This window comes from Microlunatus speluncae, assembly GCF_009299835.1.
GTDB classification, from domain to species: Bacteria; Actinomycetota; Actinomycetes; order Propionibacteriales; family Propionibacteriaceae; genus Microlunatus; species Microlunatus speluncae.
Window position 1 is genome coordinate 1 of record NZ_VKCZ01000003.1, and the last position, 24600, is coordinate 24600.

27 protein-coding genes and 1 pseudogene are annotated in these 24600 nt (G+C 69.6%); 14 read left to right on the forward strand and 14 right to left on the reverse strand.

Annotated features, from left to right (window positions below; translation table 11 throughout):
- Positions 1-271: 271 nt before the first annotated feature.
- From FNH24_RS03530 to lysA, 5 genes are all read left to right on the forward strand, one after another.
- Positions 272-676, forward strand: a complete 405-nt coding sequence (locus FNH24_RS03530) for a hypothetical protein (protein ID WP_425486877.1) — start codon at positions 272-274, stop codon at positions 674-676.
- Positions 676-1296: an IMPACT family protein gene (locus tag FNH24_RS03535; RefSeq protein ID WP_152360775.1), complete on the forward strand. Its 621-nt coding sequence runs from the start codon at positions 676-678 to the stop codon at positions 1294-1296. Before FNH24_RS03530 ends, FNH24_RS03535 begins: the two co-directional genes overlap by 1 nt.
- Before the next feature lie 122 nt (positions 1297-1418).
- Positions 1419-3056, forward strand: a complete 1638-nt coding sequence (locus FNH24_RS03540) for a glycoside hydrolase family 13 protein (protein WP_152360776.1) — start codon at positions 1419-1421, stop codon at positions 3054-3056.
- Positions 3057-3226: 170 nt separating this feature from the next.
- Positions 3227-3568: an SAV_915 family protein gene (locus FNH24_RS03545; RefSeq protein ID WP_152360777.1), complete on the forward strand. Its 342-nt coding sequence runs from the start codon at positions 3227-3229 to the stop codon at positions 3566-3568.
- Positions 3561-4889 (forward strand): diaminopimelate decarboxylase, encoded by a 1329-nt coding sequence (lysA, locus tag FNH24_RS03550; RefSeq protein ID WP_217428026.1) that lies wholly within the window; start codon positions 3561-3563, stop codon positions 4887-4889. The genes FNH24_RS03545 and lysA overlap by 8 nt, the downstream gene beginning before the upstream one ends.
- A 30-nt stretch (positions 4890-4919) precedes the next feature.
- Here the strand turns inward: lysA and FNH24_RS03555 are convergent, their stop codons facing one another.
- The 6 genes from FNH24_RS03555 to FNH24_RS03580 form a co-directional block, all read right to left on the reverse strand.
- Positions 4920-5855: a phosphotransferase enzyme family protein gene (locus FNH24_RS03555; protein WP_152360779.1), complete on the reverse strand. Its 936-nt coding sequence runs from the start codon at positions 5853-5855 to the stop codon at positions 4920-4922.
- A 12-nt stretch (positions 5856-5867) separates the two neighbouring features.
- Positions 5868-6737, reverse strand: coding sequence for an ABC transporter ATP-binding protein (locus FNH24_RS03560; RefSeq protein WP_246186737.1), 870 nt, complete (start codon positions 6735-6737; stop codon positions 5868-5870).
- Positions 6712-7596 (reverse strand): ABC transporter permease, encoded by an 885-nt coding sequence (locus tag FNH24_RS03565; RefSeq protein WP_152360780.1) that lies wholly within the window; start codon positions 7594-7596, stop codon positions 6712-6714. Before FNH24_RS03565 ends, FNH24_RS03560 begins: the two co-directional genes overlap by 26 nt.
- 195 nt (positions 7597-7791) lie before the next feature.
- Positions 7792-9561: an RNA-binding domain-containing protein gene (locus tag FNH24_RS03570; RefSeq protein ID WP_152360781.1), complete on the reverse strand. Its 1770-nt coding sequence runs from the start codon at positions 9559-9561 to the stop codon at positions 7792-7794.
- A gap of 52 nt (positions 9562-9613) precedes the next feature.
- Entirely contained in the window at positions 9614-10294 is a 681-nt protein-coding gene (locus FNH24_RS03575) for a response regulator transcription factor (RefSeq protein WP_152360782.1), read from the reverse strand.
- On the reverse strand, positions 10291-11505 hold the full coding sequence (locus FNH24_RS03580; protein ID WP_152360783.1) for a sensor histidine kinase: 1215 nt from the start codon (positions 11503-11505) through the stop codon (positions 10291-10293). Before FNH24_RS03580 ends, FNH24_RS03575 begins: the two co-directional genes overlap by 4 nt.
- A 189-nt stretch (positions 11506-11694) precedes the next feature.
- Here FNH24_RS03580 and FNH24_RS03585 point away from each other — a divergent pair, with 189 nt between their 5' ends.
- Both FNH24_RS03585 and FNH24_RS03590 read left to right on the forward strand, forming a co-directional pair.
- Entirely contained in the window at positions 11695-12129 is a 435-nt protein-coding gene (locus FNH24_RS03585) for a MarR family winged helix-turn-helix transcriptional regulator (RefSeq protein WP_217428027.1), read from the forward strand.
- A gap of 71 nt (positions 12130-12200) precedes the next feature.
- Complete coding sequence (locus tag FNH24_RS03590; protein WP_152360784.1) at positions 12201-12623, forward strand: organic hydroperoxide resistance protein; 423 nt, start codon at positions 12201-12203, stop codon at positions 12621-12623.
- A 94-nt stretch (positions 12624-12717) separates the two neighbouring features.
- Here the strand turns inward: FNH24_RS03590 and FNH24_RS03595 are convergent, their stop codons facing one another.
- Complete coding sequence (locus tag FNH24_RS03595; protein WP_161605967.1) at positions 12718-13338, reverse strand: AAA family ATPase; 621 nt, start codon at positions 13336-13338, stop codon at positions 12718-12720.
- Between the two features lie 121 nt (positions 13339-13459).
- Here FNH24_RS03595 and FNH24_RS03600 point away from each other — a divergent pair, with 121 nt between their 5' ends.
- On the forward strand, positions 13460-13972 hold the full coding sequence (locus FNH24_RS03600; RefSeq protein WP_161605968.1) for a GNAT family N-acetyltransferase: 513 nt from the start codon (positions 13460-13462) through the stop codon (positions 13970-13972).
- Positions 13973-14424: 452 nt separating this feature from the next.
- On the opposite strand, the gene FNH24_RS03605 is transcribed toward FNH24_RS03600, so the two are convergent.
- From FNH24_RS03605 to FNH24_RS03610, 3 genes and pseudogenes are all read right to left on the reverse strand, one after another.
- The gene (locus FNH24_RS03605) at positions 14425-15015 is read right to left on the reverse strand and encodes a DinB family protein (protein WP_152360787.1); all 591 of its coding nucleotides are present in this window, start codon (positions 15013-15015) and stop codon (positions 14425-14427) included.
- 10 nt (positions 15016-15025) lie between these two features.
- Positions 15026-15457 carry an STAS domain-containing protein gene (locus FNH24_RS31905; protein ID WP_217428028.1) on the reverse strand — a complete coding sequence of 144 codons (432 nt, stop codon included), beginning with the start codon at positions 15455-15457 and terminating at the stop codon, positions 15026-15028.
- Between the two features lie 103 nt (positions 15458-15560).
- Positions 15561-16538 (reverse strand): annotated as a pseudogene (locus FNH24_RS03610) (SulP family inorganic anion transporter); the annotation flags it as partial.
- Positions 16539-16738: 200 nt separating this feature from the next.
- On the opposite strand from FNH24_RS03610, the gene FNH24_RS03615 reads away from it, so the two are divergent.
- Positions 16739-17365, forward strand: a complete 627-nt coding sequence (locus FNH24_RS03615; RefSeq protein ID WP_152360788.1) for a hypothetical protein — start codon at positions 16739-16741, stop codon at positions 17363-17365.
- 268 nt (positions 17366-17633) lie between these two features.
- Entirely contained in the window at positions 17634-17837 is a 204-nt protein-coding gene (locus FNH24_RS03620; RefSeq protein ID WP_152360789.1) for a cold-shock protein, read from the forward strand.
- Between the two features lie 60 nt (positions 17838-17897).
- On the opposite strand, the gene FNH24_RS03625 is transcribed toward FNH24_RS03620, so the two are convergent.
- Together FNH24_RS03625 and FNH24_RS03630 are read right to left on the reverse strand one after the other, a co-directional pair.
- Complete coding sequence (locus tag FNH24_RS03625) at positions 17898-19667, reverse strand: siderophore-interacting protein (RefSeq protein WP_152360790.1); 1770 nt, start codon at positions 19665-19667, stop codon at positions 17898-17900.
- 20 nt (positions 19668-19687) lie between these two features.
- Complete coding sequence (locus tag FNH24_RS03630; RefSeq protein ID WP_152360791.1) at positions 19688-20674, reverse strand: ABC transporter substrate-binding protein; 987 nt, start codon at positions 20672-20674, stop codon at positions 19688-19690.
- A 145-nt stretch (positions 20675-20819) separates the two neighbouring features.
- Here FNH24_RS03630 and FNH24_RS03635 point away from each other — a divergent pair, with 145 nt between their 5' ends.
- Positions 20820-21560, forward strand: coding sequence for a helix-turn-helix domain-containing protein (locus tag FNH24_RS03635; protein WP_152360792.1), 741 nt, complete (start codon positions 20820-20822; stop codon positions 21558-21560).
- A gap of 95 nt (positions 21561-21655) precedes the next feature.
- Here the strand turns inward: FNH24_RS03635 and FNH24_RS03640 are convergent, their stop codons facing one another.
- Positions 21656-22282: an FMN-binding negative transcriptional regulator gene (locus tag FNH24_RS03640; protein ID WP_152360793.1), complete on the reverse strand. Its 627-nt coding sequence runs from the start codon at positions 22280-22282 to the stop codon at positions 21656-21658.
- A gap of 126 nt (positions 22283-22408) precedes the next feature.
- Between FNH24_RS03640 and FNH24_RS03645 the strand changes: the two genes are divergently transcribed.
- From FNH24_RS03645 to FNH24_RS03655, 3 genes are read left to right on the forward strand one after another with little or no spacing between them, the layout of a single operon-like run.
- Positions 22409-23095 (forward strand): GOLPH3/VPS74 family protein, encoded by a 687-nt coding sequence (locus tag FNH24_RS03645; protein WP_152360794.1) that lies wholly within the window; start codon positions 22409-22411, stop codon positions 23093-23095.
- A 32-nt stretch (positions 23096-23127) separates the two neighbouring features.
- The gene (locus FNH24_RS03650) at positions 23128-23841 is read left to right on the forward strand and encodes a CPBP family intramembrane glutamic endopeptidase (RefSeq protein ID WP_152360795.1); all 714 of its coding nucleotides are present in this window, start codon (positions 23128-23130) and stop codon (positions 23839-23841) included.
- Positions 23842-23861: 20 nt separating this feature from the next.
- Positions 23862-24152, forward strand: a complete 291-nt coding sequence (locus tag FNH24_RS03655) for a hypothetical protein (protein WP_152360796.1) — start codon at positions 23862-23864, stop codon at positions 24150-24152.
- 16 nt (positions 24153-24168) lie between these two features.
- Here the strand turns inward: FNH24_RS03655 and FNH24_RS03660 are convergent, their stop codons facing one another.
- Positions 24169-24558, reverse strand: a complete 390-nt coding sequence (locus FNH24_RS03660; protein ID WP_152360797.1) for a VOC family protein — start codon at positions 24556-24558, stop codon at positions 24169-24171.
- Between the last annotated feature and the right edge of the window lie 42 nt (positions 24559-24600).

A 24600-nucleotide genomic window follows, 5' to 3' on the forward strand; every position in this document is an offset into this window, starting at 1 on the left:
AATGAACCGATCCCGCGTCCCCACCGGAAACAACTTCACCATCGCCAACAACTCCGCTCTCGACACGAATGTTGTCTCGACCGTATGAATTTGCCGCAGGTTTCGGGTGGATAAGGTCACTCTCGACGCAAAGGCCTGGCCACGTACCTGGCCGAACCGGGCCCTGTCCAAAGCTGGTGCGCCCGATCGGTGGATCCAGGCTGAGCCTTGTCGAAGGGCGGACCAGATGCACACCGGAGATGATCATGGCGCCGGCGGTAGGGTCGGCCGAGTGACGGAACGTGACTCGGAGCGGATCGCCGGCGCCGCCCGGCGGGCCGCGCTGGCCCAGGGTCAGCAGCGGGCCGAGTCGGTGAAGGCGCAGCGGCTGATCGATGAGTTCGTCGCCAGCGCCCGGCAGCGCGGCCTGGCGCCGGAGCCGTTGCGGGCCCGCCTGCCGGGAGGCGCCGAGGTGAAGACCGACAAGTCCGGCTGGTATCTGCGCCAGGACCGTTCGGTGGCGATCGGCGAGGGCGGCGAGTATTACGTGCTGATCGTGCCCGGCGGCCTGGCCGAACGGCTCCGCGGTGCCCGGCTGACCGGGTCCCCGCCGCCGCTGGTGGTGGGTCGCGGCGGGCCGGACGGGGAGTCCGGCGATCTGGCCGAGTTCCTCCATCGGCGCCTGGACCAGGGGTGATGGTCGAGCGATACCGCACCGTGGCCGGCCCCGGCCGGGCCACCATCGAGATCAAGAACTCGGTGTTCGCCTGCCGGGTGGCGCGGGTCGAGGACGAGGCCGCCGCCCGGGACGTGATCGCGGCGGCCCGGCGGGAGCACCACGACGCCGGCCACCACTGCTCGGCTTTCGTGCTCGGGCCGCAGGCCGAGCTCACCCGCAGCAGCGACGACGGCGAGCCGTCCGGCACCGCCGGCGCGCCGATCCTGCAGGTGCTGCTCGGCGCCGGGCTGACCGATGTCGTTGCGGTGGTGACCCGCTGGTTCGGCGGCACCCTGCTCGGCGCCGGCGGCCTGGTCCGGGCCTACACGGCCGCCGCCCGGGCCGGCCTCGACGACGCCGGGATCCTGGTCCGCGAGCGCCGGCAGCTGGTCGAGATCTCGGTCCCGGCCTCCCTCGCCGGTCGCCTGGAGAACGCGGTCCGGCATGCCGGCGCCGACGTTCGTGAGGTCCACTGGGCCGACCCGGTGATCATCTCCGCTGCCGTACGGGATCCCGACGGACTGGCCCGGACCGTCGCCGAACACACCGCCGGAGCCGCCACGATGATCATCATCGGCCAGGCCTGGACCGACACCTGACCTGGGCGATCACTCGTTCCGTTCCCTGAGCCTGTCGAAGGGCAAGCCCGGTGCAACTGTCTTGCCCTTCGACAAGCTCAGGGAACGGACCATGGGTCGGTCGCCTGTGTCAGCATTCCAGCATGACAGTTTCGTCCGATCCGTGGTGGCGATCCGCCGTCGTCTACCAGGTCTATCCCCGCTCGTTCGCCGACGGCTCCGGCGACGGGGTCGGCGACCTGGCCGGCCTCCGGGAGCGGCTGCCCTATCTCGCGGCGCTCGGGGTCGACGCGATCTGGATCAACCCCTGGTATGTCTCGCCCCAGGCCGACGGTGGTTACGACGTCGCCGACTACCGGGCCATCGATCCCGACTTCGGCACCCTGGCCGAGGCCGAGACCTTGATCACCGAGGCGCACGGCCTCGGCGTGAAGATCATTCTCGACATCGTCCCGAATCACACCAGTGATCAACATCCCTGGTTCCGGGCGGCCCTGGCGGCGGCGCCGGGCTCGGCGGAGCGGGGCCGCTACGTGTTCCGGCCGGGTCGGGGTCGAGGCGGTGCGGAGCCGCCGACGAACTGGCGCTCCTCGTTCAGCGGCTCGGCCTGGACCAGGGTCACCGAGCCGGACGGCACCCCGGGTGAGTGGTATCTGCACCTGTTCACGCCCGAGCAGCCGGACCTGAACTGGCAGGATCCGGGCGTCGTGCAGGAGTTCGAAGAGATCCTCCGGTTCTGGTTCGACCGTGGCGTCGACGGCTTCCGGATCGACGTCGCGCACGGGTTGGTCAAAGATCAACAGTTCCCTGATCTTCCGGCCGATCTGGAGCCGACGACCGCTCCCCCCTACGAGCACCGTCATCCGGCCTGGGACCAGGACGGCGTGCACGAGATCTACCGTCGGTGGCGCCGGCTCTGCGACTCCTACGCCGAGCCGCGGATCCTGATCAGCGAGGCGTGGGTGTTCGACCCGGAACGGCTGGCCCGCTACACCCGAGCCGACGAGCTGCACCAGACGTTCAACTTCAACTTCCTGATGGCGCCCTGGGAGGCGGCGGCGATGCGCAAGATCATCGACGACACGCTGCGGGCGTTTGCCGCGGTCGGCGCGCCGGCCACCTGGGTGCTCTCCAACCACGACATGATCCGGCACCTCACCCGCTACGGTCGCCCGCCCGGGCAGGAGTTGGCGCAGGTCGGAACCGTCCCGGTCGACCTCGAGCTCGGCACCCGTCGGGCCCGGGCCGCGGCGTTGCTGCTGTTGGCCCTGCCCGGCGGCGCGTACGTCTATCAGGGCGACGAACTCGGTCTGTGGGAGATCGAGGACATCCCGAACGAGCGGCTGCGGGATCCGATCTGGCAGCGGTCCGGTCACCAGCGGCGAGGCCGCGACGGCTGCCGCGTCCCGCTGCCCTGGTCCGGCAGCGAACCCCCGTTCGGCTTCAGCAGCGGCGATCCCTGGCTCCCGCAACCTCAGTCCTGGCGATCACTCACCGCCGAGGCCCAGACCGGAGATCCGGCGTCGATGCTGACCTTGTACCGGGAAGCGCTACGGCTCCGCCGCGATCACCCGGCCCTCGGCGACGGCACCCTGACCTGGCTGCCCGCACCACCCGACGTCCTCGCCTTCTCCCGCGACCCCGGCTTCACCTGCATCCTCAACCAGTCCTCCGACCCGATCGACCTCCCTTCACATACCGACCTCCTGCTCTCCAGCTCCCCGCTGCCCAACGCCACCACGCTCCCGCCCGACCACGCCGCCTGGCTCCGCACCAGCTGATCACCGAACCGAGTTGATCAACGACTTCGAACTCACCGCCGGGCCGAGCCCGTTCGCTCAGGGACCAATGGAGCAGCCGAGGTGCAACGCTCGCAAGAAGACATGAAGATCATCAAGATCCCGCTAAGACCCCTCCCGCCCGGCGCCCACCAAGACCTAGCGTCGATGACATGGCATGCTCAGGACTTCTGTCCGACCCCGATCCCCGGGCCGCACGCTGGTGCGTCCCCGTCCGCGCGAGTGCGGATCGGTCCAGTTGCTGGACCACGCTGCGCTTCTTCCGTACGCCGTTCGGTCGACGCACCGCCGTAGCCTTCAGCACCGCCCACCGCCTGCGCCAGGTGCTCGGTGATGATCATCTCTGGCAGGTCCTGAGTGAGCCGGTGCTGCGGGAGTTGATCATGCCGCTCGGCATCACCATGATCACGTTTGATCCACAACTGACGGCCCCGTTTCCCGCGGACCTCGATCGCGATCCGCTGAGCCTGACCCTGGCCGGCCATCGTGGCTAGGGTCAGCGCCGAGCCGCGGCTCGAGGGCGGGTCGTCGATCTGGCCGGCATCGTCGGAGATCACCGGCCACGGCGATCGCTCGGTCGGCGGAGTTCCACTGGCGGCGATCGCGGCCGAGTTCGGCACTCCGGCGTACGTCCTGGACGAGGCCGAGATCCGGCGTCGCTGCCGGGACTACCGGCGGATCTTCCCCGGCACCGAGATCGCGTACGCGGCCAAGGCGTTCCTCTGTCGCGGCCTGGTGACCTGGCTCGCCGACGAGGGGCTGGGGCTGGACGCCTGCTCGGCCGGCGAACTGGAGCTGGCGGTCGCCGCCGGGATGCCGGCGGAACGGATCCTGCTACACGGCAACGCCAAGAGCCCGGCCGATCTCGACGCTGCGGTCCGGCTCGGCGTCGGCCGGATCGTGCTGGACAGCTGCTCGGAACTGCCGGCCCTGGCGGCCCGGATCCCGCTGGGCCGGCGGCAGCGGGTGCTGCTCCGGGTCACGCCGGACGTCGCCGCCGGTGCGCACCCGGCGATCCGCACCGGGTCGGACGGGCAGAAGTTCGGGCTGCCGCTGTCGGACGGCTCGGCCGAGCACGCGATCGGGCGGATCCTGCGACAGCCCGAGCTCGAGCTGACCGGACTGCACTGCCACCTCGGCTCGCAGATCACCACGGTCCGGCCGTACGTGCTCGCCGTGCGGCGGATGGTCGGCCTGCTGGGCCGGATCCGGCGCCGGTTCGGGGCGGTACTGCCGGAGCTCGACCTGGGCGGCGGGCACGGCGTCGGCTATCGGCCCGGTCAGCCGGCGCTCGACCTGGCCGACCTGGCCGACCGGGTCCGGGCCGAGCTGCGCGAGGCCTGTACGGCGGCCGAGGTGCCGCTGCCGCGGCTGACGATCGAGCCGGGCCGGGGCATCGCCGGCCCGGCCGGAGTCGCGCTCTATCGGGTGCTGGCCACCAAGCGGACCGGCTCCGGCCTGTTCGTCGCGGTCGACGGCGGCATGAGCGACAACCCGCGGCCGGCCTTGTACGGGGTCCACTACGCGCCCGAACTGGTCGGACGAACGGCCGCCCCCGGCCGGCTGACGGCGACCGTGGTCGGCCGGCACTGCGAGGCCGGAGACATCATCGCCACCGACGTCGAGTTGCCGCGTGACGTGCATCCCGGCGACCTGATCGCCGTTCCGGTCGCGGGCGCCTACCACCTGTCCATGGCCTCGGCCTACAACCTGGTCGGCCGCCCACCGGTGATCGCAGTCGCCGGCGGCCGGTCCCGCCTCCTGGTCCGGCGGGAAACGCAGGCCGACCTGAACCACCGCGACGTCGGCACCTGATCCCGGCACCCGACCCGCGACCGATCCGGCTCACCGCGTCGAGTCTGCGACGCTGGCGCGCAGGGCGGCCAGGGCTCCGTCGACCCAGCCCTCGGCGAGCGACTCGGTGCCGGCGAAGGCCGGCTTGTCGAGCACGTGGAAGGTCAGGTTGTCCAGGGTCGCGGCCAGCCCGAGGGTCGGCAGGGCCCGGAGTTGATCATCGTCGAAGGTGCGGACGGAGCGATAGCCGGCCAGGAAGTCCGGCCAGTGCGGGGTGGAGCCGACGCCGGTGAGATCGGCCACCAGCGGGCCGGGACCGGCCAGGTCGAGGTCGTAGATGATCAAGCGTTCGCCGTCCAGCAACAGGTTGTCCAGCGTCACGTCGCCGTGCCGGATGCCCGGCTCCAGCCCGGTGATCATCGGCCGCGCCCGCTTCAGGATCGCCACGGCGTCACGGACCAGCCGGCCGTCGGCGGATCCGAGCCGACCTGATCGCAGCAGCGGCATCGCCGCGCTGATCGCCGCCCCGAGTTCGTACGCACTCCGAGGCCGATCGGACCGGAAATCCAGCGCCGCCTCATGCAGCTCGGCCACCGCGACCCCGAACCGTCGATAGAGCTCACCGCCGAACGGTGGCCGCGGCTTGTCGCCGCGGGCGAAGTCGGTGATCGTCACCGCCCGCGGACCCTCGGCGCAGTCGGCCAGCTGGACCAGTTCGCCGTCCCGGCCGGCGTGCACCGGCGGCACCGAGATCCCGCGATCGGCGAGGTGCCGGCTCAGCCGGGCCTCCCAGTCGATCTCGGCCGGGCTCAGCCGGCCGGCCCGATAGACCTTGATCAACAACTCACCCGAGTCGGCCCGCGCCCGGTACACATCGTTGACGAAGGACCGGATCAGGACACAGTCATCGACGGCGAATCCGTACCGAATGGTCAGGAATCCGGCCAGCGCGGCCGGATCGATCAGCGAGCGAGCGGTCGACAGCACCGGCTCAGAATGTCAGATGTCTTCCGTCGTCGTCGCGGACTTTTTCACCTTCAGGAACTTCATGTAGGCGTCGACAACCTCTCCCGGCTCGCCGCGCTGCATCAGCTTGCCCTTGTCCAGCCAGATCGCCTCGGTGCACATCTCCTTGATGCTGCCCAGGCCGTGCGAGACCAAGAACATCGCCCGGGCGCTCTGCCGCAGCTCGGCCATCTTGGCGTTGGCCTTCTCCCGGAAGTGGGCGTCGCCGGTCGACAGGGCCTCGTCGATCATCAGGATGTCCGGCTTCATGTGCACCGCGACCGAGAAGCCGAGCCGCGCCGACATCCCGGAGGAGTAGGTCCGCATCGGCATGTCGATGAAGTCGCCGAGCTCGGTCCATTCCGCGACGTCGTCGGCCTGCTCCTCGACCTCCTTGCGGGACAGACCCGCGGCCAGGCCGCCGAGGATGATGTTTTCCCGGCCGGTCAGGTTCTTGTTGAAGCCGACGCCGAGGGCGAGCAGCGTGCTGGCCCGGCCCCAGACCTCGATCTTGCCCGAGGACGGCGGCAGGATGCCGGCCATCGCGCGCATCAGGGTCGACTTGCCGGCGCCGTTGGCACCGATGATGCCCATCGCGGTGCCGGTCGGGACGTCGAAGCTGACGTGCTTCAGCGCCTTGACCAGCTTGACCGCGCGCTGGCCGCGGCCGAACCGCACCAGTGCCTGCCGCAGGGTCGGCTTCCGTTCGAACGAGGTCTTGTAGGTGATCGACAGATCCTCGACCTTCACCGCGAGCGGTGGGCCGGTCGGAGTCGCTGCCTCGGGGCCGTCGGAGCCGATCGCCATGAGCTCGGGTTCGGTCGCGGTGTTGTCGGGGTCAGACGAGACGGACAGCAAAATCACGCTCCCTCGACATGAAGAACAGGAACCCGATGACGAGGACGACGAGGGCGACCACGGCCGAAACGATCCACGTCAACGGTCCGGGCATGTCCCGGCCCTGCATCAGATCCGCGTAGCCGGTGAGCATGTGGTACGCCGGGTTGAGCTGCACGATGGTCTGGATCTCCCGGCCCATGCCGCCCAGCATGGCCGGATTCCACAGCACCGGCGACAGATAGAGCCACAGTCGCAGGAAGTACGGCAGGAAGCTCGAGGTGTCTCGGAAGTAGACCTGCATGGTGGCGAAGATCGCCGCCAGCCCCATCCCGAAGATCACCATGCAGAGCAGGAAATACACGCTCAGCAGCATCCGTGGGCTCCAGGTGAGCCCGCCGCTGAAGCTGAAGATGGCATGGATGGCCAGATAGACGACCAGCGTCGGCAGGAATCTGAAGAACGCCGTCCGCACCGCCGACAGCGGGATCAGCAGTCGGGGAAACGCAGTGTTCATCACAAGTTTGCCGGAGCCGGTGACCGAGGTGGCGCCGGAGCTGACCGCGGTCTGGATCAGCGTGAACGCGAACAGGCTCAGCGTCAGGTGGGAGAAGAACAGGGCGTCGTGCCGGCCCCGGACGATTGTCACCAGCAGGTAATAGACCCCGGACATCAGCAGCGGGTTCAGCACCAGCCAGGCCTGGCCGAAGAACGTGTTGGAGTTGGCGCCCCGCATGGTCGCCTTGCTCAGCTCTGCCGCGAACCCCCGGCGGTGCCACAACTCCTTGAAGTACGGCACCAGGGGCGGCAAGCCGGCCTTGTGGACACCGTAGGAGTGATACACCGGATTGAATTCGCGGTCGTCCGTACGCGTCGGCGCACTCATCCCACCACCGCCTTCATTCCTCACTCCCCATGCCTGCCCTGGGCCGGTCTCGGCTGCCTGATCTGCTCGCCGAGCGGCCTCCTCACCATCTCAGGGCCGTTCGAGCGATGGCTAGTCTGCCACGCCGACCCCCTCCCGCCCGATTCCGGCGCGGCACGAGACGCATTGGGTCGACCGAGATGCCCACCATCGCAGTTAATCGTCGACGGAGTACAAGGGTGGCACGTCGGCTGAGGGAGACGTTCGTCGTCGCTGCCTCTTCTGTGGAAACTTCGGCCCGGGTCCGTATCTGACGGCCACGCCCCGCGTCTGCTCGGAAACGCGAACGAGGATCTCACGGCCGACAAGGTCTCGCAGTGTGTCGCGGGCTTGGTAGACATCGACATCGAAGATCCGCTGCAGGGTTGAATTGTTGATCGTTCCGTAGTCCCGTATGTGGTCGATGACCTTGCGGTCGGTCTCTGAGGCGGTACGGCGGCTGTAGGCGACGGCGGGCCCAAGGGCCGACAGCGCCGGGCCGGTGAACTTGTAGTTCGGGTGTCGCCGATTCACGGTCCCGGCGGAGGGCTCAATGATCTTCGCGTCCCCGTGTGCTAGGCGTCTGAGAACGCCCTCCGCTTCAGTGTCACCCCGCTGGATGACCGGTGCGACATCGCGCGCGGTGACGCTCCTCTTCTGGCAGAGCGCCAAGGTGATGAGCAGCGCGTCGGTGTCGGACTGTTCAGCCTCGGGGAGGTCGGCGACGAAGCGAGCGAGCCGGACGTTCGGTGGACCGCCGCGAAAGTCGATCCCGGTTTCAATGGTTTGTCCCTCGTCGACGTGGACGCGGGGAACCGTCCGACCGCTCCGAACCATCTCGCGATACATCCGATCGACTCCCTGCCCGAGTTCCTCGGCCAAGCCGAGCACCCGCATCGATGCGGCGAGCAGCGGGAACCTGGGCCTGGACCCATGGGTGAGGATGTTCTGCGGCGTGATGCCGCTGACCAACGGACCGGGGGACAGCACAGTGAGAGCCTCGGGGGAGTGCTCGATCTGGATCGGACGACGTTCTCGCAGGTCTCCATGGATGAGGGCGTTCGCCAGCGCTTCCCGGACTGCAGCCGACGGATAGTCCTCGATCGCGATCTGCTGGCCGTTCGAGGTGTTGACCGGGGTGGATCCGATGCGAGCTGTGATGACCGCCATGGCCTCCGTGAACGCCACGAGCATCGGTGCTTGCCAGCGGCGCACCTGGTCAGCTTCTCCCGAGGAAGTCTGTCGATGCTGGTACACGATGAGGTCATGGGTGGTTGGGCCTGACGCCTCGCAGAGCAGGTAGTCAGCTGCCCTCGTCAACGCCTGATCCGATGCCAGCAAACCCAACTCCCGAAGCAGCTCGTGCTCGGCCAGTCGGGCGAGCCTCTCCTTGGTGCCGTCCGAGCTGCTTCGCAGGAAGGTGCGGAGTAGCTGAAATGCTTGTGGATCCACGGCGTCGATGGATCGAAGGCTCGACTGTGCGCTCCAGTCCACGCCACTACGGTCGTCACTGAGTCTGGCAACGTCCGCCGGACGCATCGGACGGCACTGATCGTTCCAGCGGCGCAGGAACAGGCCACGTCCGGTTGAGTAGACATCCAGCCCCTCCGGCACCTCGATCTCGAGCAGCCTCGACCCGCCCCAATGGATCTCCCGGACGATCACCGTCAGATGTGGCTCTGTGAGTTCGTAGATCTTCGAGCGCAACACGTGGGCGTCGAGCTCTGTTCCAGCAAACACGCCCTCGCCGGTGCCACCATTACGAACCCCGAGGACGATGCTGCCGCCCGAGGCGTTGGCGAAACAGACCGCTGCTTCGGCAAGGTCCTGGTAGGTCTCCTTGGGTGTCGACTTCTCGGTCTTGAAGTCCAGGAACTGAGTCTCGGCCTTTCCTGCCGATGTCTCCAGTCTCTCGATCGAGCGGAGGACGGATCGAACGTCGGCCACTTTGAGCCTCCTTTGGGGATTGTTCCAGTTTGTAGGAATCCCCAAATGCGTGTCAAACCTCTGGGCCCTCCGTGGGCACCAGACCGGTGGTGAACGCGATCACGACCGCCTGGGTCCGGTCCCGGGCGCCGAGCTTGCCGAGCAGGCCGCTGACGTGGGTCCGGATGGTTTCGACGCCGAGCACCAGCCGGTCGGCGATCTCGGCGTTGGTCAGCCCCTGGGCGATCAGGCTGAGCACCTCGGCCTCCCGCGGGGTCAGGGCCGGGCCGTCGTAGCCGGTCCGCTCCCGCTTGTGCTGGCCGACCAGCTGCCGGATCGACTCCGGGAAGACCAGGCTGTCGCCGCGAGCGACGGTGCGTACGGCGGAGATCACCTGGTCGGCGTCGGCCCGCTTGAGCAGGAACCCCGACGCGCCGGCCCGCATCGCGTCGAACACGTACTCGTCACTGGCGAACGTGGTGATCACCAGCACCCGCGGCGGTGCGGGCAGTCCGAGCACCAGTTCGGTGGCCCGGATCCCGTCGACGTTCGGCATCCGGACGTCCATGCAGACCACGTCGGGTCGCTTGGCCCGGACCACCGACACCGCCTCGGCGCCGTCGCCGGCCTCGCCGATCACCCGTAGCTGCGGGTCGGATTCGATGATCGTCTGCAGTCCCTGCCGGACGATCGGCTCGTCGTCGACCAGCACCACGGTGATCGTGCCGGCCTGTTCAGTGGTTCCGGACGTCATGCCCCACTCCCGTCGCGTGCCGATGATCGCGCCGGCAGCCGTACGCGCAGCACCCAGTCATTGTCCCCGTCGGCACCGGCCTCGACCTCCGCCGACACGGTCCCGCCGAACAATGCTGCCCGCTCCCGCATGCCGGTCAGCCCCCGGCCGCCGATGTCGGAACGCCGCCGTCGCCGGTACGGATTGCTGATCATGATCGTCACCTCGTCGGCAGTCGCCGACAACTCGAGCCGGGTCCGGTCACCGTGGCCGTGCCGGCGCGCGTTGGTCAGGCCTTCCGAGACGATCCGGTACGCGGTCGTGGAGAGCAACGGCGGCAACCCGGGAGCGACGGCGACGTCGGCCGCCAACTCGACCCCGAGCTCGCGATGCGCGGTGATCAACGACTCGACCGCGTCCAGGCCGGGCTCGGGAGCCCGCGGCGCGGCCCGGTCGCGGAGCACGGCCAGCATCCGATCAAGATCATCGGCGGCGCTCCGGGAGGTGGTCTCGATCACCTCCAGCGACCGGGCCGCCTTGTCCGGTTGGGATTCCAGCACCCGTCGGCCGGCGCTGGCCTGCAGCGAGATGATGCTCAACGCGTGCCCGATCCCGTCGTGCAGGTCGCGGGCCAGCCGGCGATGCTCGGTCTCGGTCAGCAGCCGCTGCTCGGCCAACTGCAGCCGGTCGCGCCAGGTCGGGCCGAGGAAGATCGGCACCAGCCGGCGCAGCAGCAGCCCGACCAGCCAGCCGATCACCACCGAAGCGGCCAGGCAGGCGGTCGCGACCAGCACGGCCAGCACCACCCAGGCCGGCTTGGTCTGCACGCCGTCCGAGGTCATCGCGCTGCCGCCGTTCGCCACCCAGCCGGCCAGGGCGGTCGGCGCCCCGACGGTCATCAGCCCGATCCCGCCGCCGACGAAGATGTGCACCAGCACCCAGGCCGCGGCCCGCCACCGGTGCTCCCAGGTCGGCCGCTCGGGCGTGATCAACTCGCGGTCGACGCCGAGCAGGGTGCGACAGGCCGCCACCTCGACCTCGCGCAGCCCGGGCAGCAGCCCGACCGCCAGCATCGGCAGCACGACGATGATCACCACCGCCGGCAGCGGGATCGTGGTCAGGGTGACCAGCAGCTGCCCGACGCCGACCTGGAGCAACACGAACGCGACGAAGATCGCGGCCCCGAGCATGAGGTACGCGACGTTCAGCACGATCCGCCGGACAAGACGCATCCCCCCATCCTGCCGGGACCTCCCCGCCTCCCGGCTCCCCCACGCGGGTGGACCCCCTCCCCCACCCCCGCCGACCCGTCACAAATGCACCGGCTTTTGCGGCGTGTCGGCGCACAAGTGACGGGTCGCCGGGATCGTAGGCCGGGTATTTTGATTGTGCACAACTGAATTGTGTGCAATAGTCGAGGCATGCGGAAGCGACCGGAACTGGACGAGATGCTCTGCTTCGCGCTCTATACGGCCAGTCGCCAGGTCGGCCAGCTGTACCGGGAGCTGCTGGCGCCGTGGAACCTGACCTATACCCAATATCTGGTGCTGGTCGCACTCTGGCGGGACGAGCAGTTGACCGTGAGCAGCCTTGGCGGGCAACTCGGGCTGGATTCGGGCACGGTCTCGCCGCTGCTGAAGCGGATGGCGGCCCGCGGCCTGGTCGAGCGGACCCGGGAGGGCGGCGACGAACGGCTGGTGACCGTACGGCTGACGAAGCGCGGCCGCGCCCTGCAGGACGAACTCGCCGACCTGCCGCGCTGCCTGGGTGAGCGGCTCCGGCTCGACGCCGCCACCGCGGGCGACTTCACCGCGCGACTGCACGACCTGAGCCGCGCGATCACCACCACAAACTGACTGTGACGGATCGACCCCGTGCGGCCGATCGCGCGGGAACACTGCTGGATCACCGACGAAAGGAAACCCTGATGGACGTCGTCTACACCGCCGAGGCCCTCTCCACCGGAAGTGGCCGGGACGGCCATGTCCGGACCACAGACGGTCGGGTCGATCTCGACCTCGCCATCCCGAAGGAGATGGGCGGCTCCGGCGACGGCGCCAACCCGGAGCAACTCTTCGCCGCCGGCTACGCCGCCTGCTTCCACTCCGCGCTGCAGGCCGTGGCCCGTTCGCGCAAGCTCACCGTGGCCGACTCCAGCGTCGGCGGACGGGTCGGCATCGGCCCGAACGACCAGGGCGGCTTCCAACTCGAGGTGCTCCTCGAGGTCGCCCTCCCCGGCCTGTCCCGGGACGACGCCCAGGAGCTGGCCGACGCGGCCCACCAGGTGTGCCCGTACTCCAACGCCACCCGCGGCAACATCGACGTGACGATCAACGTCGTCGACGAGTAGACAATTCGGGTTGCCTCGTCGAGTGGGACGAATCCCGGCTCGGAATCGAGCCCGCGGACGGGAACGTCCCACTCGGCGCCCTGGTCACATCCGATCAGGGTCGGGATGACGGCTCGGCCGGGGCAGTGCCGTTGGCGTCCTCGTCGACCTGGTGGATCGTGATCAACTCGTCGCGGTATCGGTGATCAGCAGCCGGGTGCTCATCCGGCACCTGGGCGCCGTGGTGCCACCACTGCATCAGCCCGTGGCCCAATTGCTGGCCGGATTTGGTGTGCACGCAGTGGGCGTAGTCCGGGACCTCGACCAATGCTTGGCCCAGTTCGACCATGGTGGCCGTCCAGTCCGCGTGCTCGGAGGAGGTGCGGTCCTTCTGCGCGGTGGCCAGCAGGCGCACCGCGTGGCAGGCCATCATCCAGTCCCCGCCCGGCGTTGCGTCGAAGTTGCGATGCAGGGTCTCGATCAACAGCGGGCCGAGCGGCAGGCCCATCCCGATGTCCTCGACGGCGATGATCCGCAGCCGACGCCACAGGTGCTGGGCCACGTCGGGCGAGGTGCGATAAAGCTCGTACGCGGCGAGCACGGCGTTGTCGACGTTGCTGCGCCGGATCTCCTTCTGCAGCACGGAAACCAGGTCGTCGACGGCGATGCCGTGTGGGGAGACGAGCTGCGAGTACGGATCTTGGGTGTAGTGCGGGGGTCCGTAGCGTCGAGCCACGATGACCACTCCTTCCGGTTCGGTTTGAGCGACACGTCCGAAGCTCGGAAGGGGTCAATGGCGATCACGACGTTACGTCGAAGGCGTGGCCCCGTCAACCGTGTCGTGTCAGGATGCGTCTGTGCCCGCTGCTGATCACTCGCCGGATGTCCTGCCGGTCAACGCATCGGTGCGGCTGCGGCGATTCGATCCCGATCATGCTGACTCGGCCCTGCTGGCGGAACTGCTGCAGTGGTATCGCGATCTTGACACCGTGCGGTTGCTCGAAGGCCCCGGCGCCGAGGCGTACGACAGCGAACGGCTGCTGCGGATGTTTCGGCATCTTCGTGATCACGGCGAGCTGTATCTGATCGAACGGCAGGACGACCGGGCCGGCTGGCAGCCGATCGGCGACGTAACCCTGCAGCCCACCGCGATCCCGATCATGCTCTGCCGCGCCGCCCGCAACCAGGGCATCGGCCGCGCCGTGATCACGACCATGATCACCCGGGCCCGCGACCTGGGCTGGCCCGCCGTGCGGGTGAGCGACATCTACCGGGACAACGAACCCTCCCGGCGACTCTTCGAATCACTGGGCTTCGTGCCGGGTGAGGAGACCGAGCTCGGCCGCCGCTACACCCTCCGGCTGCGCTGACCCGATCACCCACATGCCGGCCCCCGACCCGGGCCGGCGGTCCGTGTTCGTTCCCTGAGCCCGTCGAAGGGCAAGCCCGGTCTGCGAAAGTCGCCACAGGTAGAGAAATGGTCCGGTGGGCGGCTGGTTGGGCGTGCGGAAGTCGCCACAGGTAGAGAAGCGATCAGTCCCGGCGACGCGGTGGCTAGCTCCCGACGGGCCTTGGGTGCCGCGTCGGACGTGCACAGTGTGCGAGTGGACGCTTTCGCCGCAGGGTTGGCCTTGCGGCCTGGCCAACGCGTCCACTCGATGAGCGAGCCGTGCCGAACGGTCCAGGGCCGACAGCGGCGGCCGGCAGCGGAGGCTTGAGCCCAGCTCAGCCGCCCGTCCTCGGCGCATCTTTCGTAGTTTCAAGAGCTCCGCCGGGATTCCCCGGATCCAAGCTCAGGGAACGAACTCCCAACCGACCAAGATCAGGATGACGCGGGAAAGGATTCGGCCAGCCGTTGCAGTCGATCATGGTAGGCCGACCACCAGGCGGCGTCCTGGTCGGGCAGGTTGGTGCTGTCGATGCGCATCCCGGAGAGGCCGTCCAGTTGCTCGCGCACGATGTCGGCGTGGCCGGCGTGCCGGGCGGTCTCGGCGATCACGTGCACCAGGATCCGGTGCAGGGTGACCTCCCGGGTGTCCGGGCTCCACCATGGCACGCAGCCGCGGGCGTCCAGGTCCAGTTCCGCGATGGTGCCGTCGGCGTGGGCACAGGCCCGGTCGTAGAAGGAGAGCACCCACTCCCGGCTCTGCTCGGCGGTCGCCCAGAGGTCGGCGTTGGGTTCGGCGTCGTCGGCCAGCCAGGGCAGCGGCTCCGGCGCCGGCCGATCGAAGACCAGGCCGAAGTAGTCGTATTCCATGCTGGCCACGTGCTTCACCAGGCCGAGCAGGTTGGTGCCGGTCGGGGTGCCGGGGAGCCGGGATTCACGCTCGCCGAGCCCGTCCAGCTTCCACCGCAGGGCCTCCCGCTGCACCCGCAGATAGCGGTGCAGCGTCTCCTTCGCTTCGGCATCCATCTGCCGCACCCTAATGCCCGGAGCCGAGCTTCCCGCTGAGCCGGCTGTGCCAGGCCAGGCTGGGCTCGTTCAGGCCGATGATCTCGACCTCCTTGCCCTTCTCCCGGTATTTGACCTCGATCGCGTCCAGCGCCGCCACGGTGGAGGCGTCGAAGATCTGCGATCCGGACAGGTCGATGATCACCTTCGCCGGGTCGCCGACATAGTCGAACTGGTAGACCAGATCGTTGCTGGAGGCGAAGAAGAGGACGCCGCGGACGGCGTACACCCGGGTGTTCTCGTCCGGATGGGCCACGTCGACCACCTCGGTGAAGTGCGCCACCCGGGCCGCGAAGAACAGGGCGGCGACGATCACCCCCAGCACGACTCCGACCGCGAGATTGTGCGTGATCACGGTCGCGACGACCGTGGCGAACATGATCGCCGTCGCGCTCAACGGCATCCGGCGCAGCGTCCCCCGGTCGGATGCTGTGCCAGTCGAAGGTGCCGACCGAGACCATGATCATCACCGCGGTCAGCGCGGCCATCGGCATGATCGCCACCACATCGCCGAGCACCACGACCAGGATCAACAGGAAGACGCCGGCCAGGAAGGTGGAGATCCGGGTCCGGGCGCCGGACTGCTTCACGTTGATCATGGTCTGGCCGATCATGGCGCAGCCGCCCATCCCGCCGAAGATCCCGGTGACCACGTTGGCGATGCCCTGGCCGATCCCCTCCCGGGTCTTGTTCGACCGGGTGTCGGTGATGCCGTCGACCAGCTTGGCCGTCATCAGCGACTCGAGCAGGCCGACCAGGGCCATCCCGAAGGCGGTCGGCGCGACGATCTGCAGCGTCTCCAGGGTCAGCGGCACCTGCGGCAGAAAGAGTCCGGGCAGGCTGTCCGGCAGTTGGCCCTCGTCGCCGACGGTCGGCACGCCCCAGCCGATCAGGACGACGAACACGGTGATCACGATGATCGCGATCAGCGGCGCCGGCACCACCCGGGTCAGCTTCGGGAAGCCGACGATGATCCCGATCCCGACCGCGATCAACAGGTAGACCTGCCAGGACTGGCCGAGCAGGTGCGGCAACTGGGCGGTGAAGATCAGGATCGCCAGCGCGTTGACGAAGCCGACCATCACGCTGCGTGGGATGAACCGCATCAGCTTGGCCACGCCGAGCAGGCTGAGCCCGATCTGGATCAAGCCGGCCAGCAACACGGTGACGATCAGGTAGTCCAGGCCGTGCTCGTGCACCAGCGGCGCGATCACCAGGGCGACCGCGCCGGTGGCCGCGGAGATCATCGCCCGGCGGCCGCCGGTGATCGCGATCGTCACCGCCATCGTGAACGAGGCGAACAGGCCGACCCGCGGATCGACGCCGGCGATCAGCGAGAACGAGATCGCCTCGGGGATCAGCGCCAGCGCGACCACCAGGCCGCCGAGCACCTCGATCCGGAGCCGGCGGGGCGACCGGAAGGCGGCCCGGACCGAATACGGATCCGGGGTCGCCGGGGCACGGGCGGGCTCGACTGCGGTCATCGGTGATCCGTTCGCGATCGTCGGAAGGAGTTCCGCGCCCCGGTGCGCGAACAGGAGGAGATCCGACGATTTTATCGGTACGGGCCGGCGCCGCACCCGGAGTCCGACCTCGCCGGCTCGCGGTACGGACGCGCACTCGTCCAGGGCGGTGAGGGTCTGAAAGGCTCGTCGATCTCAGCTCGACGACGCGGGGAGGAACGATGGGCTGGCGTTCGATCAAGGGCGAGCGGTCGGTGGTCACGAGGGCGGTCCGGGCCGGCGACCAGGCGATCGCCGGGCGTCAATGGGCCAGCGGGATCCGGCACTACCTGAAGGCCAACCGGCACGCCGTCACGGTGGCCGCAGCCGGCGAGAGCGACCAGGACCAGGCGGTGCTGGGCTCGATCTACTACAACCTGGCCGAGCTGCACGTGATGGCCGGCGACGTCTCGATGGCCTGGCTGTGCGCGCTCCAGGCCTGCCAGGTCTATCAGGCGTTGGACCCGTCGGGCGGCGTCCCCGGCCGGGTCGAGTCCTGCCTCCGGTCTGCCGGCCCGGCGGTACGAAAGGTCGAGGAGCGGATCGGCCAGACCGCCGATGCGCGCTCCCGGTACGTGCTGCTGAGCGCCGGCCTGGTCCGGGAGTTCGGGCCGCGGGCGCTCCGGATCGATGTCGGCGGCGGCGCCCTGGACGGCCTCACCGACCCGACCGAGGTGGTCGACCGGATCGGCGAGTCCGCGATTCAGACGTACCGGGAACTTCTTCGCCACGGCGTTCGCTCTACACACGACGACGTCGTCCGCACCGAGCATCGCATCACCCAGGCTCGCGCCATCATCGCGGCCTGACCAGGGATGGAACGACCTTCACCCGGACAACGGGCGATCCCGGCCAACGGCGCCGCTCCGGTGCTGCGCGCCGCCGGTCCGACAGGATTCGCGGCATTGCGACTCCCCACAACGGCCGCCACTGTGCAAGACTCTTCCTGCTGTTGCAATTTCTTGAGCCGTGGTCGGTACTGCGTTCCTGGGATTTGCGTGGACGAGGAGCAGTACTGGCGTCCGACAGCAGTCCGAGACCGCGAGGTGCGGTTTCGAGATCGCTAGGAGAATAGTCATGGCACAGGGAACCGTTAAGTGGTTCAACGGGGAAAAGGGCTTCGGGTTCATCGAGGTCGACGGCGGTGGCGCGGACGTGTTCGTGCATTACAGCGCGATTGAGGCGACCGGCTTCCGCTCCCTCGACGAGGGTCAGCGGGTGGAGTTCGATACCACCCAGGGCCCGAAGGGTCCGCAGGCCGACAAGGTCCGCGTGATCTGAGGTTCTCGAGAACCGTTGTGGCTCCCCGTCGGACTTCGGTCCGGCGGGGAGTCACTCTTTTCAGCGGTCCAGTTCGAAGAGTTCGACGCCCCAGCCGAGGGTGCGCTGCGTGATTCGGCTCCAACCGGCGCGGCCGGCCTGGTCCCGGAATCCCTCCGGTGACCGCGGCTCGACGCCGATCCCCGCGTAGCCGAGCAGCGCCTGCTGGGCGGCCCCGGGGCTGAGCGCGTCCGGTCGCAGGCCCTCGATCACGACGGCCCGGGGTGCGGCCGCGGCCAACTCCCGCAGGTGGTCGACCAATTCCTCGTCGGTACGCTGCGCCAGCGCGAACACGCTGACCGCGACCTCGACCGGCGGCCATGCCGCCGCGAATTCGTGCCGGTGGTCGGCCGGCTGGCCGATCAGCACCGCCAGCGGATCCGGCTGCTCGACGATCGTCACCGCCCCGACCGCACCGTCCTGTCGCAGCCGATCGGCCACGATCACGCTGCCGGGGCCGGTGATCCCGATCCGCGCCGCGGACCGCCAGACCCCCAGCTCGGCCAGCCCGGTGATCAGATAGCGCAGCCGGCCGGCGTGCTCGACCAGCTCCTCGTACCGATCCCGATCGTGATCGAGCTCGGTCCGCAGCGACCGGCCGTGTTGCCGCCGCCACGGCGACCCGCCGGTCCGCAGCGCCGGAGCCAACTCGCTCAGGGTGAGCACCAGGTCGGCGTCCGGGCCGAGGAACTGCTCCTGGGCGTGCTCATCGTCCAGCAGGATGTCGCCGAGCCGGCCCAGGGTCACCTGCTCCGGATCGGCCGGGTCGACCACTTCGGCCCGGGCCAGGACGTCGAGCAGTACGGCCAGCCGCGACTCCGGCACCTCGACCGCGACCGCCAGCGCCGACCGGGCGACCGGGCCGGCGGCCAACCGCTCCAACAGCCCGAGCTCGACGGCCGCCCGCACGGCGAACCAGGTCACCGTCGCGCCGGTGAGGTCGGCCGGAGTCCGGGCCGGCCCACTCGGCGCGGCACCGCCGGACTGCTTCGCCTCGGCGGTGTCGGCGTGCCAGTAGCCGGTCACGTCCAGATGCGTCTTCGGTACGCCACGTTCACGGCCGAGGTGGCGGCGGATCGGCAGCAGGGCCCGGCTCTCCCCGGCGCACCAGGCATAGCCGGTGCCGGGCCACCAGTCGAGCTCGCGGATCGCCCGTTCCAGTTCCGGACCGTCGGGCCGCGGCGCGATCACCCACCGGATCGTGTCGCCGTCCCGCAGTGCCAACGGCTGCTCCGAGGCCGGGTCGGTGATCACGACGACGACCCGGGCCGGGACGTCGGTCGGCCGCTCGTCCAGGAACCGGCCGATCGCCGGCAGCGCGGTCTCGTCGCCGGCGAGCAGGATCCAGTCCAGGGCGTCGGGCAGCAGGGTCGACGACTTGGGCCCGGCGAACCAGAGGTCGTCGCCCGGCCGGGCGGTGGCGGCCCAGCGGGCGGCGGGTCCGTCGCCGTGCAACACGAAGTCCAGGTCGAGCTCGCCGGCCGCCGGGTCGAACCGCCGGGGGGTGTAGTCGCGGCCCTGCCGGTTCGGCGCCGGCCCCCACTCGATCCCGTGCGCCAGCTGGCGCGGCAGCGCGGCGGCCAGGTCGCCGTCGGCGGCGAAGATCAACTTCAGATGATCATCGAAGCCGGGCGAGTGGAACGCCGGCAGGTCAAGACCGTCGCGGCTGAACGCGCCGAGTTGATCACCGGTCAGGGTGACCCGCCGGGTGGTCGGTGTGACGTCGACCACGCGGGCCAGCTGGACCCGGCGGAGGATGATCGGATGGGTCTGGATCCGGTGCTGGGCCATGGTTTCGAGGACTCCCGGGATCAGCCGAACTGCGTTTCGATCTCGTCCAGCAACGCCATCGTCTCGTGGTAGTCGGCGCGCAACGCCCAGTACGGCAGGTGATAGGCGTGGCCGCCCTTGAACGCGGTCAGTCGGGCGTAGATCGGATCCTTCTTCAGCGCCTCGAGATCGACGGTCTCGGCGTTGAACCCCATCACGAACACGGTCGGCATGGTCACCGCTTGGTCGATCAACTCCGGCGAGATCTCGAACATGTCACCGGCGCCGCCGTACGTCTCGAAGTCGTTGTCGGCGAAGAACGGCGCCGGCTCGAGCCCGACCTTGGCCAGCTCCTGCGGCAGCCCGAAGTCCTCGACGATCCCGAACACGGTCTGCCGGCCGGTGTAGGACAGATAGCCGACCGGGCCGGGTGGCGGCGTGATCTTGGTCCGCACCTCAGCCGCCCGGGCCTCGTAACCGGCGACCAGCTCGGCGTAGCGGTCGGGCCGGTCGAAGACCTGCTCGGCCAGGAACGAGAACTGGTCCTGCCAGGAGCGCAGGCCGTTGCCGACCAGCACGGTCGGGGCGATCGTGCTGAGCTGGTCGTACGCCTTCACGGCAAGGGCCAGCGGGAAGCCCTGGCCGCCGCCGATGATCAGATCCGGCTCCAGGGCCAGGATCGCCTCGATGCCGAAGCCGTCGGCGCTCCACGGCAGGAAGGTGGTGCCGTCGGCCTTCGCGTCCTCGGCCCACAGCGGCGAATAGGTGCCCTCCTTGGTGTCCGCATCCTCCGAGACCGTCGCCAGGACCGGTACGTCGAGCGCGTACAGATAACCGGCCAGGGCGAAGTTGAGCACCACGATCCGCTGCGCGTCGGCCGGGATCGTGACGTCGCCCTGGTCGGTGGCCACGACCCGGGTCGGCTGTGACTCGGCGGCGGGCTCGGGGCCGGCGGCCGCGCAACCGACGAGCGCCAGGGACAGCGCGGCGGCGAGCAGCCAACGAAAGGACGGTGTGAATCTGGGCATGGGACCTCGGCGATCGGCGGATCGGGGCCCGCAACCCCGGGACAAGTTAGCGCACCCTAACCTAAAGTGTGGTGAGGGGTACGGGCGCGACGGAGGCGCCAGGTGCCGCGACAGGGCCGACAGGATCGCCGGGACGGGGGTGCGGATGACCGAACTGCTGGAAACCGTCGTGCCCAGGCACTCGATCCGGTTTCTCGGCCACGACGAGCACAGCCACGAGGTGCCGCACCTGGTGCATCTGGTCCGCGGCTCGGCGCGGCTGACCGTCGACGGCGAGCCGATCCGGCTGCGGCAGGGGGAGAGTGTCTGGCTCGCGGCGGAGGTGCCGCACGCGATGCGGTTGACCCCGGGCAGCCTGGCGATCGGCCCGATGCTGTCGCCGGGCAGCGCGCCGGCGGGCACTCGGGTCCGGCGGCTCGGCGTGCTGCCCGCGCTCACCACGCTGATCACCACGATCCTCGGCGCGGCCCCGGAGACCCCGGCCGAGGTGCTGCCCTTTCGTCGGGCTCTCGAGGAGTTGCTCGGCGGGCTGGACGCCGAGCACTTCGCGGTCCGGCAGCCGGTTGATCCGATCGTCCGGCGGCTGGCCGACGAGGCGGCGGCCGGCACGGACACGCTGGACCGGATCGCCGCGCGCAACTACCTCAGCGTCCGGCAGGCGCAGCGGATGTTTCTGGACGAGACCGGCCTGCCGTTCACCCGGTGGCGGACCAGGACTCGGCTGAACCGCGCCGTCGCCGCCCTGCGCGCCGGCGAATCCCTCGACGCCGCCCGCCGCGCCGCCGACTACGCCACCCGCACCGGCCTGCTCCGCGCCCTCAGCCGCGAAACCGGCCGTTCCGAACGCGACCTGGCCGCCGACCCGCTCGGTGCCCTGCAGGTGTGACCGAACCCCGGCCGTTCGTTCCGTTCCCTGAGCTTGTCGAAGGGCGGGCCGGAATCACCCTGGCCCCTTCGACAGGCTCAGGGAACAGAACAAACTCAGGGTAGGTCTGCTCGTCGCATCGCCGCGGCGACCGCGTTCGCGTCGCGGTCCGACCCGGATTCCAGCCCGTCGATGACGCCCGCCCGGTCGGCCGCGGAGCGATTCTGACTCAGTTTGGCCTTGCCCTCGACGGAGGTCACGGTGATCTCGATCCCGACGATGCCGCGCAGCTGACCGGTGACGAACTGGTCCGGCGCATCGGTGACGGCCCACGGCTGCTCCCGCTGCCCCTCGTGGGTCTCGGTCAGCTCGGTCACCGCCCGGCGCAGCCACTCGGGATCCTGGTGCACCCGCACGGTGCCGGTCAGCTGGACGGCGGTGTAGTTCCAGGTCGGGACCACCCGGCCGTGCTCGGCCTTCGCGGCATACCAGGACGGCGAGATGTACGCGTCCGGCCCGGCGCAGACCAGCAGGCACGGCATCTCCGGGCGGATCCGGCGCCAGTGCTGGTTGGCGATCGCCAGGTGGGCGATCACGGTCGACCCGCGCCAGCTGATCGGCAGCAAGGTCGCATCCGGGACGCCGTCGTCGCCGGCGGTGATCAGCCAGGCGGTGCTGGCCGCCTCGACCATCGCCCGGAGCTCGGTCTCGTCGGTGACCTGGTTGGCCGGTGGGACATACATGGCTCCATTGTCGCGGCCCGTCCGGTGTCTGCCTTTGACCGTGCCCCGAGGGCATGGTTTGTACTGGTCGTGCAGGCCGCCACTCTCGGCGGAACGCCTGATGGACCGGCAGAAGGGCGGGCTTCAATGACCCGACAACCAGCGGACGCGACTCTGGCCGAGGATCTCCTGCTCCTCCTGTTCCAGTCCGATTCGGGCACGATCGCCGGCGAGGGCACGCTCTTCTACCCGCTCGCCGGGGCCGTGCTCGCCGAGCTCGCCCTCGCCGGCCGGGTGACCACGACCGAGACCACGCTCGGCGAGACGTTGGTCGCCGCCGTGGCGGATCGGCCACCCGGCGATGCCGTGCTGCGGCCCGCCTGGGACTACGTCGCGGAGAAACCGCGCGGTGTTCAGGCCACGCTGGCGGCGATCGGGCCGTCGTTGCGCGCCCCGCTGCTGGAGCGGTTGATCGAGCGAGGCGACATCGGCCGCGAGGAGCGCAAGGCGCTGGGACTGATCAGGACGACCGCCCTCGTGGCCGGCGGCACCGGCCGGCGGGCCGGCCTGCTGGACCGGGTTCGTGACGCACTCACCACCCCGGCCGAGCCGGAGCCGCGGGTCGCCGCGCTCGCGGCGCTGATCTCCGCGAGCGGGACGCTGCCACAGTTCCACCGCGAGATTCCCTGGAGTTCGCCGGTGATCACCCGGGCGAAGGAGCTCGAGCAGGGTCAGTGGGGAGCCGCGGCGGCGAGCGAAGCCGTCACCCGTACGGTCACTGCGACGATCGTCAACAACGTCGTCGTGGCCCTGGCCGTGCTGCCCCAGAACTGACCCGACACCGATCCACGATCCCGAGGAGTGACATGACCGACGCCCCCGCGACCGACCCGACCACCGACCGGGCGGCCCGGCCGTCCGTGCCGGGGTGGCCCGAGATCCTGGCCAGTGCCGCGACCTATCTGGTCGCCATCGCGCTGGTGTTCGTGCTGTTGCCGCTGATCCAGGACCAGGCCGTCAAGGGCATCGTCGGACTGTTCGTCTCCGGCGCGATGGGCCTGCTCGCGCTCGTGGTCGCGGTGCTGATCCGGATCCGCGGGCTGGCCGCCTTCGGCTTCCGCCGGGCCGCGGTCCGGCACCTGCTGGCCGGTGCGGGGCTGGGCGTGGCCGCCTATCTGATCGGCACCGTGCTGTCGGTCGTCTACATCACGCTGAGCGGGGACACCCAGGTCATCCAGGGCAGCTACCAGGCGGCCGCGGCCGCCGGCTGGCTGTCCCTCGCGATCACCATCGTCGCGGGCTCCATGATCACGCCGCTGGGCGAGGAGTCGTTCTTCCGCGGCGTGCTCGCCAACGGACTGCTCGCCCGGTTCCCGGCCTGGATCGCGATCCTGGCCAGCGCGGCCGTCTTCGCCGTCGCGCACGGCATCAACCCGGTGCTGCCGACGGCGTTCGTCGTCGGGGTGCTCGCCGCGCTGCTGTTCCGCTGGTCCGGCTCCATCTGGCCCGGCATCGTCCTGCACGGCTTCAACAACCTGACCGCGACCCTGGTGCCGCTGGTCGTCGCCGCGGCAACCTGATCAGGGCCTACCGTGGTTCCATGATCACTCTCTGCGTCCTGCTCTGGCCCCTGCCCGGCCAGGAGCAAGGACTGGCCGACTACGAGACCGAGGTGCTCGCGGTGCTCGGCCGGCACGGAGCGACCCTGATCTCCCGGGTGTCGAATCCGCAGTACACCGACCAGTTGCCGTACGAGGTGCAGGTCATCGACCTGCCCGATGAAGCCGCCCTGGAGTCGTACCTGCAGGATCCGGACCGGGCCGCCCTGAGCGAGTGGCGGGACCGCACGGTCGCCCGGACCGAGCTCATGCGGGTGGCCAAGGTCGCCTGATCGACCGCGGCGTCGGTCAGACGAAGAGGCAGAACGGGTGGCCGGCCGGATCGGCGTACACCCGGACGTCGTCCTGCGGCTGGAACTCCATCCGGGTCGCGCCGAGACTCTCGGCCCGGGCCGCCGCCGCGGCCAGGTCGTCGACCTGGACGTCGAAGTGCAGCATCATCTGCTGACCCTGCTCCTCGGGTGGCCAGATCGGCGGCCGATAGTGCCGGGCGCGCTGGAACGAGATCAGCACCCCGCTCTTCGGCTCGCTGATGGTCACCCAATCGGGGCTGTCGTCGCCGGTCCCGGTCGCCCCGAGCAGCTCGCGGTAGAACCCGGCGAGGGCCTGCGGGTCCTCGCAATCCAGGGTGATCCCGCGCAGGGTGAACGAGGGCCCGGCCTGCTCTGCGGTCGTCATCGACTCTCCTGCCGTCGTCGGTGTCGCTGACGCTACGGCGGT